Source organism: uncultured Flavobacterium sp., assembly GCF_937967675.1.
Lineage (GTDB): Bacteria > Bacteroidota > Bacteroidia > Flavobacteriales > Flavobacteriaceae > Flavobacterium.
Genome location: NZ_CALBSN010000092.1, coordinates 1 through 14,548, shown reverse-complemented (window position 1 = coordinate 14,548; position 14,548 = coordinate 1). Strand labels below are relative to the sequence as shown.

The window sequence follows — 14,548 nt, the reverse complement described above, 5'->3', positions numbered from 1 at the left end:
TCACTGGAGTTGCAGGATCATCTTATAGAGTAAAAGTGGCATTATTGAATAATGGAGTTTGGAGTTCTTATGGATCAGTATGTAACGTCACGTTACCAGGTACAGCACCAACAACAAGAGAAGAAGTTGTTATTACGGATTTACCAAGTGAAGTATTCTATACAGTTAAGGGATATCCGAACCCATACAATGCATACTTTAATATAACATTAGAAACGCCAAGCGCATCTATGGTTTATGTACGAGTATTTGATATGATAGGAAAACTAATCGAAGAAAGAGAAGTGAAACCGTCAGCATTAGAAGGGTTACAATTAGGCTCTGAATGGGCACCGGGTGTTTACAATGTAATTGTAGCACAAGATGACCAAGTGAAAACCATTAGAATGGTTAAAAAAGAGTAGTGATATAAGTATTGTGATTATAACACATACAAATTCATTATAAACAAGAGGAGGCTGTCAAATGACAGCCTCTTTTTTTTGAATAAAATTGTAGCTATTGAAAAAAACTGATAAAATAATACCAACTCTTCTTCTAGTTTATATTATTTTAACTTATAAAAAATATTTTATATATTTTTAAGTAATAATATGTTCTTATTTGTTATTTTTTTAAGTTAATATATTGTTAATTTAAATTTTAAATTATGAGTACTTTTTTTTAAATTAAAAGTATTTAGGTTTTACTTATAAAGTATAGTGTTACTTTTAATTTGAATAAGTATCTAAACTTGATTTTTTTTAATAAAAATTTTGGTTTTAATTCTTTTTCGCTCCCAAATCCATAAAATTAAATAACCTGTTTAATTCTTTTTTAAAATGATGTAAAAACGGTGATCGGCAGCCGTAAATGCTGAAATAATATATTATTAACAAACAATTAACTTTATGGAAAACAATTATTTTTCGCGAACGAAAAGCTTTTTTGAAGCTTTGTTTGCAAAAAATGTCCTCCTTTTAGCGCTGACACTGTTAGCTGCTTTAGGGATGGAGGCGCAGACCACTGTGTCGATTGGAGCTGGTTCGCCAGTAGGTGCTTCTCGAAGTACTGTAATTCCAATCAATTCTAATTATGGTTATACTTATTCCCAACAGGTGTATCTCGCCAGCGAGTACAATACTGCCGGAGGAACAGGTTTAACCTCAATTAGTAAATTGCGCTTTTATTACAATGGTACAGGATCAGGTAGTGCTGTTGGTTCTTCAACAACCACAACCACTTTTGACAACTGGACCATTTACATGGGGAACACTAGTAAATCTAGTTTTTCCAGTACAACAGATTGGGTGCCTAGTTCGGCATTAACTCAAGTGTTTTCAGGAACAGTTACTTTTCCAGCTCCAGGAAATTGGATGGAAATTACGTTTGCTACCCCTTTCCTTTGGGATGGGACTAGCAACTTAGTAGTAGCAGTTGATGAAAACAAAGATAGTTATGGTTCTTCGGTTTATTGGGGGGCATTAACATCAGGGGTAACTAATAGAGGAATCTCTTATCAAAGTGATTCTACTAATCCTAATCCAGCTTCTCCTCCAACAGGTACAAGAAGAAATAATCTTCCTTACGTTCAGTTCGTAGCACAAGCAGCAGCTGGATGTCAAACACCAGCAGCGCAGCCTACGGCTTTAGCGTTTTCAAGTGTAACGGGCACTTCATTAAGCGGTTCTTTTACAGTGCCTTCGCCAGCTCCTACGGGTTATATGGTGGTGCGAAGTACAAGTGCTACTGCACCAACTGCACCAACAGACGGAACTGCACTTACGGTCGGTTCAACAGCTTTAGGAGCAGGGACTTATGTAGTTGCTAATACAGCTACAGGATCTTTCACAGATTCGGGCTTAACAGCTAACACATCATATTATTATTATATCTATGCATACAATTCTGGTTGTGTGGGAACACCACCAGTATATTTAACTACAACCCCTTTAACAGGAAATGTAGTAACATGTATGCCTACACCGGTTTCATCTGCTGCCACTGGGTTGTCAACATCAAGTTTTACAGCAAATTGGACAGGTGCTGCAACTGATGCAGGATATGAATTAGAAGTTTCAACAAGTAGTACTTTTACTACTTTACTACCCGGATTTCCTTTAGCCATTACAAACAATGGTACTGGTATTGGTTCTTATGAGGTTAGTGGGTTATCATCTGCAACTACTTATTATTATAGAGTGAGAGCCACTGGAGTTACTTGTAGTAGTGCTTACAGTGCTACTCAAACAGTACTTACAAGTTGTGGGTTTGATAGTGTTCCTTCAGTTACTCAAACATTTGCTACCTATACTCCAGTGTGTTGGTCTGAAGCTACAGGTGCTTTGGGATCGACATTAACTTTAGGAAGTAGTGCATGGGGAACCGTAGCAGGTATGGGGAATACAGGTTCAAATGCTGCAGCAAAAATTAATTTGTATAGTACTAAAAACGATTGGTTAATTTCTCAATCAATCAATTTAGGTGCTGGTGGAAATTATACGGCAAATTTTGACATGGCGGTTACCAATTATAATGGAACAACAAGTCAAACTACTTTAAGCAGCCATTCCGTAAGAGTGATAGTTTCAACTGATAATGGTGTAACATGGTCTCCTGCCAATGTAGTAAGAACCTATACAGGTACAGATACTTACAGTGCAACAGGGGCAGCTCAATCCATTAGTTTAGCAGGTTATTCTGGAATTATCAAAATTGGGTTTTTAGCAACTACGACTTCTACATCTCCGGATATTGATTTTCATATCGATAACTTCCAAGTTGTAGCAGCCCCACCAGTAGTAACAAGTTTTTCACCTGTGGCTGCATGTGTAGACAGTGGTGCTTCAGTTACTATTACAGGTGCTAACTTATCTAATGCTACTGGGGTTACTGTTAATGGTACTCCAGCTACAATTACAGCTAACACAAATACATCTTTAACTTTTACAATGCCAAATGGAGCATCTACAGGTTTAGTAGCGGTAACAACTGCTGAAGGCACCGGATCTAGTGCCACTAACTTTACCGTAAATGCTTATCCAGTTTTGGAAGATATTGTAGGAGGAGAAGTATCATTGTGTAAAGATGGAACAGTTCAGTTGTCAAATACTACCTCTGGTGGTGTTTGGACAAGTTCGAATACTGCAATTGCAACAGTAAGTAGCGCAGGATTAGTAACAGCAGTTTCTGAAGGAACAGCTGTAATTACTTACACAGTAACTGTTAGTGGTTGTGCTACAGCAAAAACTACTTCAATTACCGTAAACAATCCTCCTGTGATTACAGCTCAAGCTAACAATCAAATTGTGTTAGATGGGGCTGATGCTTCTTATGCAATTACAGCAACAGGCACAGGTATTTCTTATCAATGGCAAGTAAGTACAGATAATGGAGTAACATGGAACAATATTGAGGGTGCTACTAATGCTAGCTACACACTAGTAGGCGCTTCTTCAGCAGACAATGGAAAACAATTCCAATGTGTGGTTTCAGGAACAGCTCCTTGTACGGCGGCTACTTCAAATGTGGTAACTTTAACAGTAGGATCTGTAAGTATTACAGCGCAACCAACAAATCAAATAGTTTGTTCTGACGCAGGTGCTACTTTTACGGTAGGTACTTCTGGTGAAGTAAGTTCATACCAGTGGCAAGTAAGTACAAATGGTACTTCTTGGACAGATTTAGAAGGCGCTAACGCTACATCATTAGTATTAAATGGATTAACTTCTTCTAACACAGGTACACAATACCGTTGCGTTTTAAATGGAGGAGATGTTATTTCTGATGGTGCTTCTTTAACAGTATTTGATGCAGTAGCAATTGGAACACAACCAGCTAATCAAACGGTTTGTTCTAATGCTGCTTCTGTAACTTTTACTAGTGTTGCAACAGGTTCAGGATTGTCATACCAATGGCAAATGAGTACTAACGGTACAGATTGGTCAAATGTAACAGGGGCTACTTCAGCTGCTTATACAATCAATACACCAAGTGTTAGTTTAAATAACAACCAATACCGTGTAGTAGTATCAGGAACAGCTCCTTGTAGTGCTGTAACTTCTGATGCAGCAACATTAACAGTTAATGAAATAGTTGCTATTACAGCTCAACCTGTAGCGGTAACTCAATGTTCTACTGAAAGTACGGCTTCATTTAGTGTAACAGCAACAGGTACAGGTTTAGGTTACCAATGGCAATATGCTACTAATGGAACAACATGGAATGATTATGTTGGTGCAACTTCAAGTACACTAACAGTTGATGCTCCTGCTACATATGCAGGAAATTCTTTCCGCTGTGTGGTTAGTGGAACAGCACCTTGTACATCTGTAACATCTAACGCAGTTGTGTTAAATGTTTCTCAAATTTTAGGAGGAACGTACACAGTAGGTACAGGTGGAAACTATGCAACAATAACTGCAGCAGTTACCGCTTACAACAATGCAATTTGTTTTTCTGACAATGTAGTATTCAATCTTACGGATGCTACTTACTCAACAGCAGAAACATTCCCTATTGTTATTAACCAAAATGCAAACATAGGTGCTTATACTTTAACTATTAAACCTGCTTCAGGAGTTAGTCCAACAATTTCAGGGACTTCAACGGCAGCAATTATTAAAGTTAATGGTGCTGACAATGTGACGATTGATGGTAGTAATAATGGTTCATCATCACGTGATTTAAGTATTGTTAATAATAGTACTTCTGGTTCTTCTGTAGTATGGATTGCTAGTACAGGAGGTGCAACAAGTGGTGCTAACAACATTACTGTTAAGAATACAAAAGTTAAAGGAGGTTCAGGATCAACGTCAGGAATTTATGGAATTGTTTCTTCAACAACGTCTTCTTTTACTACAGGTGCAGAAAATAATGATAATTTAGTAATTCAAAATAATGAGGTTACTAAAGTTTATAACGGAATTACTGCATTTAATAATTCTACAAGTACACAAGATGGATTACTTATTTCTGGTAATACAGTAGGTTCTACTGTTAATGCAGACCGAGTTATTTTCAGAGGTATTCAAGTAACTTATGTTAACGACCCAATAATTTCTAGTAATTCAATTATAGAGTTAGTTACAACTGCCTCTATTAATATTGCTGCTATTGATTTAGGAGCTGGAGTAGTTAATGGTTCTGTGATTTCTAATAGAATTAATAACATTAAGAATACTACAACTTCAGGTTATGGTGCTTATGGTATTAACTTCTCATCAGCTACTGGTACTACTGGAACTTTAGTTGCCAATAATATGATTAGTAATATTGAAACAGCTAACTATAGTGCCACAAGTAATACATTTAATGCTTTTGGTATTCGTGTAGGAGCTGCCATTCCAAACTTGAAATTCTACAACAATACAGTAAACATGTATGGTAATGTAACTTCGGGTTCGTCAGCTGGTATGTCTGCTAACTTTGTGACTACAGCAGCGGCTACTAATATTGATATGAGAAATAACATTTTTAGAAATGTTCAATCTTTTGCAACTAGTGGTTCATCTGCTTATAATGTCTATTTAACATCAGGTACTACCTTTACAGATATTAATTATAACAACTATGTTGGTGCTACAACAACGAGCACAACTTATAGATTAGGTTATAATGGTTCTGCTAACGTAGCTGATTTAGCATCATGGAGAACGTTTACCACTAAAGATTTGAATTCGGTTGCTATTGCTCCAAATTTTGTGTCGAACACAGATTTACACTTAGTAACAGGTACAAATGCAGCTTTAGATAATATAGGAACACCAATTGCGGCAGTTACTACAGATTTTGATGGTGATACACGTTCTGCTACCCCAGATATGGGAGCGGATGAGTTTTCTACTTCATATTGTGGAGAACCAGCTGTTGCTGGTACAGTAACTGCTACACCAGCTTCATTATGTACTTCGGGTTCTGCAACTGTTGCAGCAACGGGTTATATGAATGGAGTAGGTACTACTTATGAGTGGGAATCTTCAGCAGACGCTGAATTTACTTCGCCTGTAAGTATGGGGGTTGCATCAGCAATTTATGCTGACGTTTCAACTGGAGAGATAACTGCTACAACTTATTATCGTTTAAAAGTTACTTGTTTAACTGGAACTCCAGTTTACAGTGACCCTATAGCTGTTGTAGTTAATACACCTGCTATAACAACAGTTTCTCCAAATGTAACTGTTTGTTCTGGTGATTGGGTGGAGTTAACTGCAAGTGGTGCAATATCTTACACTTGGTCTCCAGCTACTGGTTTATCTGCTACAACTGGAGCTATAGTGCGAGCAGAGCCAGCACAAACTACTACTTATACTGTTACAGGTACTGACGCAAACGGATGTACATCAACAGCAACAGTAACAGTAACAATTAATTTATATCCTAGTGATATTACCATAGTTCAAGGTGCACCTACAATTTGTACTGATGGTGTGATGTCATTAACGGCTAATGGAGGAACGGTAACTATACCTCAAACACCATCAGCTTACATTATGAATGGTACTTCAGGTACTTACTCTGCAATTACAGGTACTACTTTGAGTAGTTCAGCTATTGGTGATGATGTTGGAGTAGGTAACTTACCTATTGGGTTTGCATTCCCATATAATGGAACAACTCAGACTGTTTTTGCAGCTTCTTCTAATGGTTTACTGTTATTAGGAAATACATCTGCAACTATTTCTGGTTTTTCTAGTAATGCTTTAGCTTCTACTGCTAATGCAATTGCACCATTATGGGATGATAACAATACCACAGGTGGTTCAATAACTTATGCAACTACAGGAACAGCACCTAACAGAGTTTTAACAGTTCAATGGACAAATATGCACGTAGCTGGAGCTGGTAGTTCAACTAACCCGACCATTTCTATGCAAGCGCAATTATTTGAAAATGGTAATATTCGATTTATTTATGGAAGCACAAGTGCAACATTGTCTTCGCCAACGGCTTCTATAGGTATTTCTGGTGCATCAGGTAATTACTTGAGCGTAACACCACTTTCTCCAATTGGAACATCAACAGCTTCTTCTACTGCAGAAAATACGTCAGTAAATACAGCTAATATTCCAAATGGTACAATTATTAATTTTGTAAGACCAGTTCAGCCTTCGATATTAAAATCTTGGTATCCCTTTACGGACTTGTATACCGATGCTGCCGCTACTTCTCCATATACAGGTCAAGATGTAAATGTAGTATATGTTAAACCTACAACTGAGGTAACTTATATTGTTACAGCATTTAATGGAGATTGTACTAGTGAAGGTACTACAACAGTAACTCCATTACCATTACCAGAAGTGGTTGCTTCTGAAGGTGTAACTATTTGTAGTGGTGATACAACAACTTTAACTGTTTCAGGTGCTAATACTTATGTATGGTCACCAGCAACTGGATTGTCTTCTACAACAGGTAATACTGTTGACGCTAATCCAACTGTAACTACTACTTATACTGTTACAGGTACAAGCGCAGATGGATGTCAATCTACTGATACAGTTACCGTTACTGTAAACAATCCTATTGTTATAACCTATCAAACTCCGGGACAGTCTGTTTTACCGGGTGTTTCTTCAACTATTTCTGTTACTGCAACTGGTTCTATATCTGCTTATCAATGGATGGTAAGTACGGATGATGGTGAAACTTTTGAAGTTTTAGAAGCTAATGCAACTTATGAAGGAGTTGATACAAATGCATTAACAATAAACAATATTGATTTAAGTTATGCAGGTTTACAATTCCAATGTGTAATTTCAGGTACTACGCCTTGTGCTGACGTTACTTCTGAACCTTATGCATTAAAAGTAAACAATGTAGCTATTCAATCTAATCCAAATAGTGTATCTATTTGTGAATCAGGTAATACTTCATTTACTGCTTCTGCAACATCTACTGATGAAACGGTAACAATAACTTATCAGTGGCAAATGAATACTGGTAGTGGTTTTGTTACTATTACAAATGGTATTGATGCTTCAGGATTAACATTTGATGGTGCAACAACAAATACTTTAAATGTTTCGGGCATTACATTAGCTAATACGGGATATATTTTCCGTGCACGTGTTAATGATTTTATTAATACTACAAATGCAACATTAACTGTAAATAACCCAGTGCTAATTACGGCATCTCCAGCAAACCAAACCGTTTGTGTTAATGGTGGTACTGCTTCTTTTGTAGCTACAGCAACTGGTGATAATTTGTCATATCAATGGCAAATGAGTTCAGATAATGGTGCAACATGGAATAATGTAGCTAATGCAACTGCAGCTACTTTTACGGTAACTAATCCTACTTTAAGTATGAATGGTAACCAATATAGAGTAGTGGTTAATGGGGCAACAAATTGTTCAAGTGCAACATCAGATGTCGCTACATTAACTATTAATAATCCTACTATTACTTCACAACCAATAGCTGCTACTGTGTTAAGAGGAAATACAGCTACATTCTCGGTTGAAGCAACTGATGCTATTTCTTATCAATGGCAGTTCTCAACTGATGGAACAACAGGTTGGGCCAATGTAGACACATTACCAGCAGGTGTAACTTACAGTGGAGCTGATACAGCTACATTATCTGTGATTACTTCTGCTTCTACAGCAACAGGTGGAGCAAAATACTACCGTTGTGTAATTGATAATAATGGATGTGCAGTAAATTCTTCTGCTGCCTTATTAACGGTTAATTGGTATTGTACGCCAGCTCCATCTTCAGTAGATGGTTCAGGTATCGTTAATGTTACTTTGGGAGATATTAATAACTCTACTGGTTCTGAAACTGGAAATTATGGTGATTATACTGCTCAAAGTACTTCTTCAACTCAACTATCAACTGTAAACTTTAGCATTACTTATGCTACTGGTTATACGTATGGTACTAAAATTTGGATTGACTTTAATGATAATGGTGATTTTACAGATGCTGGAGAGCAAGTGTATTTCGGATTATCAACAAGTGCTAATCCTACTACATTGTCAGGAAGTTTCAATATTCCACTAACAGCTCCATTAGGTGCTCATAGAATGAGAATTGGAGGTACTGATAATGATGCCGGACCATCAACACCATGTTACACAGGTGCTTATGGTTCATTCGAAGACTATACGATTACTATTACACCAGCTCCTACTTGTGATAGTACACCAGTAGCAGGAACTGCAACTGCAGGAAGTGCTTATGTGTGTTCAGGTGCAGCAACAAATGTAGCTGTAACAGGTCAAACAAGTGGTGTGTTAGGTATTTCTTTACAATGGTATGCTTCAACAAATAACGTTGACTTTACGCCAGTAGCAGATGCAACAGCAGCTACTTTAGCAACAGCAGCGTTAACAGAAGGTACATATTTCTATTGTACAGTAACTTGTGCAACTAGTGGTTTAAGTGCTAACTCTAACACTGTTTTTGTGGAGGTTTACAACCCTGCAATTACAGCTACTACAGATGCAGCACGTTGTGGAACAGGTACAGTAACGTTAGGTGCAGAAGCAAATGCTTCAGCAACTATCAATTGGTATGCTGCTGAAACAGGCGGTGCATCATTAGGTACAGGTACAACATTCACTACACCAAGTATTGCAACTACTACTACTTTCTATGCAGAAGCATTTAAAGGTGGTGCAGTTGAAAATGTAGGGAATCAAGATACAGCTGAATGGTCAGAAGCTAATTTCTATACAACTTCTTCATCAGATGCAGGTATTGTATTTACTACAACTAAACCAAATGTTACGGTTAAAAAAGCATACGTTTATGTAACAGGTACAGGTACATTAACCTTTACATTGAGAAATGCAGCAGGTACATCTATTGCAACTCATACTGAAAACGTAACAAATGCTACTTCAGGTACTGCCGTAGAAGTTTCGTTACCTTCTACTTTCAGCGCTGCTACAGCTGCTGCAGGATATAGATTAACGATGACTAAAACAGGAGTTACTTGGTATTATTTTACAGGTAGTTATCCATACACTTCTAGTGCTGTTAACATCACTAGCGGATGGGGTTGGGGAGCTACTACTACAGAGGTTAGAGGTATTCATAATATTGATTTTGAAGCTGGTTGTACTTCTGCTAGAACAGCTGTTGTAGCTACTGTAGGTCAAAAACCTACTGCTTCATTAAGTTATGCAACTCCTTTCTGTAGTTCAGCTACAAACGGTAATGTTACTTTAACAGGAACTAACGAATACCAAAATGGTACTTTCTCAGGTTCTGAAGGTTTAAGTATTGACCCTGTAACGGGAGCTATTGATGTAATGGCAACTTTACCAGGAACATATACCGTTACTTATACGATGTTACCAACTACTTATTGTGAGGCACAAACGGCTTCTACAACTGTAGTGATCAACCAAGAATTAACATCAAACTTTAGTTATGATGCAGCTGCTTATTGTACTTCAGCTACTACTATTACTCCAACAGTAACAGGTACTGCAGGTACATTTACAGCTTCTCCATCAGGATTATCAATCAATGCTACAACTGGAGCTATTAATTTAGCTACTTCTGCAGCAGGAGAATATACAATTACAAATACAGTAAGTGTGGCAGGTTGTGCTAATAGTGTATCAACAGCAGTTGTTACGGTTAACACAGCAGTGGCAATTACATCACAGCCAGGTAATAGTTCTGTATTACCAGGAGCAGATGTTAATTTCGCTGTCACTGCAACTGGAACTGGTTTAACTTATCAATGGCAAGTAAGCACAGATAATGGTTCAACTTGGACTAATATTGAAGGGGCTACTGCAGCTACATTAAGTTTAACATCTGTTTCTTCAAGTGCTCAATATCAAGTAATTGTTTCAGGAGCTACAGCTTGTGATACTGTTACAAGTAATGTAGCTACATTAACAGTAAATTCAGCAGCTATTGCACAAAACCCAGTAAATTTCACCGCTTGTAGCGAAGGAGCAAATACTGCTACTTTCTCAGTTACAACTACAGGTGAGGTTACAGGATATCAATGGCAAGTAAACGAAGGTTCAGGTTGGTCAAATATCACTAATGGTGGTATTTATGCTGACGCTACTTCTGCTACTTTATCATTGTCTGGTTTAGCTTTAGTAAATAATGGATGGCAATTCCGTTGTGTGGTAAATGAGACTGTGATTTCTAATCCAGCTACATTGACTATCAACACAGCAGTTGCTATTACTACACAGCCAGAAAATACGACAGCATGTTCTAATGGTTCTGCTACATTTACAGCAGCAGCTACAGGAACAGGCATAGCTTATCAATGGCAAATGAGTACAAATGGTACCGATTGGACAAATGTGGCTGGTGCTACAAGTGCTACTTTAACACTTAATGCAATTACGCCATCAATGAACGGTAACCAATACCAAGTGATAGTTTCTGGAACTGCACCATGTAGTCCAGTAACTTCAAATGCAGCTACATTGAATGTTAATACAGCAGTAGCTATCGCAACACAACCAGTAGGTGCTACTGTTTGTATCGATGGTGCTGCAACATTTACAGTGGCAGCAACAGGTTCAGGTTTAGCGTACCAATGGGAAATGAGTACTAATGGTACTTCATGGTCACCAGTAGCTGATGCAACAGAGGCGTCTTTAATCGTTTCAGGAGCTCAGTTAGCTATGAATGGTTCTCAATACCGTGTAGTTGTTTCAGGTGCTACAGCTTGTAGCTCGGTTACTTCAAGTGCGGTTACATTAGTAGTAGATCAACCAGCGGCTCCAGTTTTCACACCTGCTGCACCAATTATTTGTGAGGGTAATGTTCAAACATTGTCTGTCGCATCTAGTTCAGTAGCTCAAAATGGTGTAATTGGTTCTGGTTCAGTTTCAAATACTACTAGTACTCCATTTAAAGGATATTGGGGAGGAATTAAAGTTCAATATTTATATAGTGCATCAGAATTACAAGCTTTAGGTTATACTAATGGAACTGTAATTACTTCACTTGGAATGGATATTACTTCTTTTTCTAGTCCATATACTTATAATAATTTTACTGTGAGTATGAAAAATACAGCTTCTACTGTATTAACTTCGACTTTTGAAACAGGTGCAACAATAGTTAAAAACACTTCAAATTATGTGTTATCAGGTACTGCACCATTTACTGTGACTTTACCATTAGATAATTCATTCGTTTGGGATGGAAGTTCAAGTTTACTAGTAGAATTCTGTTTCAACAATAATAATGGAGGAGGAACTTCTAGTAACTCTGCAAACGTTAAGTCATCTACTACTTCAACTAATATGACAACATATTATTCAGCAGATAATACAGCTACTGTTTGTACTAATACTTCAGGAACTACTTCTACAACGAGAACAAATATGCGTTTTGGAGTTAGTGGTGGTACTTTAGTTTGGAGTCCAACTACAGATTTATATACCAATGCAGCAGCGACTACACCTTACACAGGAGGTCATGCAAGTACGGTATATGCTAAACCAAGTACTACAACACAGTACACGGTTACAGCTACAAATAGTAATGGATGTTCAAATGTGTCAACTGTTACAGTTACGGTGAACCCTAAACCAACATTAGCTTCAGTAGCGCAAGCAGCTGCAGTTTGTGAAGGATCAACGGCTACAATTAACTTAACAGGTTTAATTGCAAATAGTACATTCTCATTTGGTTATAAAATTGGTACTGGTGCAACAGTAAACGTACCAAGTTTAACAGCTGATGCTTCAGGAAACGCAAGTTTCAATATCAACGTAGTAGCAGCAAACAATAACCAAACATTAACTATTACAGCAATTCAAAGTGCAGGTTGTACACAATTATTAACAGTTAATAATACAACTACTTTAAATGTATTACAAAATGTTACATATTATGTTGATGCAGACGGTGATGGTTTCGGAGACGCTACTTCTACAGTAGTATCATGTCAAGGAGCACCAACAGGTTATGTGTCAAACAATACAGATTGTAATGATGCGAATCCTTCAGTTAATGCAACTGCATTATTCTATGTAGATGCTGATGGTGATGGATTTGGTTCAACTGCAGCTTCATATTTATGTGCAGCTACAGCGCCAGCAGGTTATGCTTCAAACAATACAGATTGTGATGATAGCGATACTTTTGTATGGCAATCAGCAGTATTGTATGTAGATGCAGACCAAGATGGTTATGACAATGGTTCAGCTACAGTTTGTTATGGTGCATCAGTGCCAGCAGGTTATGCAACTTCAACAAGTGGTGCTGATTGTAATGATGCTTTAGCTAGTATTCATTCAGCAGTTACTTACTATGTAGATGCAGACCAAGATGGTTATGGTTCAACAACAACAGTTTCATTATGTGTTGCTACAGCGCCAGAAGGTTATGCTGTAAACAATACAGATTGTGATGATACCAACAGTCAAGTATGGCAAACAGGTAGTTTCTATGTAGATGCAGATGCAGATACATACGGAGCAGGTCAATTGGTTTCATTATGTTATGGAGCTAATACACCAGCTGGTTATGCTCTAAACAATACAGATTGTGATGATGCTAACGTTTTAGCATGGCAAACAGGCAGTTTCTATGCAGATGCAGATGCAGATACATACGGAGTAGGTCAATTGGTTTCATTATGTTATGGAGCTACTACACCAGCAGGTTATGCTTTAAACAATACGGATTGTGATGATGCTAATGCATTAGCATGGCAAACAGGTAGTTTCTATGTAGATGCAGATGCAGATACATACGGAGCAGGAGAATTAGTTTCATTATGTTATGGAGCTAATACACCAGCAGGTTATGCAGTAAACAATACAGATTGTAATGATACTAAACCAGCAGTTTGGAGAAGCGCTACATTCTATGTAGATGCAGATTCAGATGGCTATGACAATGGATCAGCTACAGTTTGTTATGGAGCAGAAACACCAGCAGGTTATGCAACCACAACTAATGGTTCAGACTGTAACGATTCTAATGCGGCTATTCATACAGCAGTTATGTATTATGTAGATGCAGACGGTGATGGTTATGGTTCAACTACAACAGCGATGTTATGTGAATTAACAGCACCAGAGGGGTATTCATTAGATAATACAGACTGTGATGATGAAGATGCAGCAGTTTGGAGAAGCGCTACATTGTATGTTGATGGGGATGCAGACGGATATGATAATGGATCAGCAACAGTTTGTTACGGAGCAACTACACCAGTAGGTTATGCTACAACAACAAATGGTTTAGACTGTGATGATACCAATGCAGATGTATGGCATACAGGAGATTTCTATGTGGATGCGGATGCAGATACATATGGAACAGGAGAAGCGGTTTCTTTATGTTATGGAGCAAACACTCCATCAGGCTATGCGACACGTGCCGGGGATTGTAACGATTCAAGTGCATCGGTTAATCCGGGAGCTACAGAGATTTGTGGTAACTCAATTGATGACAATTGTAATGGACAAACAGATGAGGGATGTGGAACACAAGTTCAATCTTCACAATGTGGAGTTGCTGTTGCTTCATTCAGTACAAATGTTTTAGCTGATTTAGTTACTGGTGCTACTCAATATAGATTTGAAGTTAGTAGAGGAGCTACTGTATATGAATA

General features: G+C 37.7%; 2 protein-coding genes. Both read left to right on the top strand.

Going from position 1 to position 14,548, the window contains the following annotated elements; all coding sequences use genetic code 11:
- Positions 1-404: T9SS type A sorting domain-containing protein (locus tag Q0075_RS06675; protein WP_297868831.1), on the top strand; the 404-nt coding region annotated here is incomplete at its 5' end.
- Positions 405-890: 486 nt separating this feature from the next.
- Positions 891-14,548 (top strand): GEVED domain-containing protein (locus Q0075_RS06670; RefSeq protein ID WP_297868830.1); only part of this gene is annotated, 13,658 nt, incomplete at its 3' end.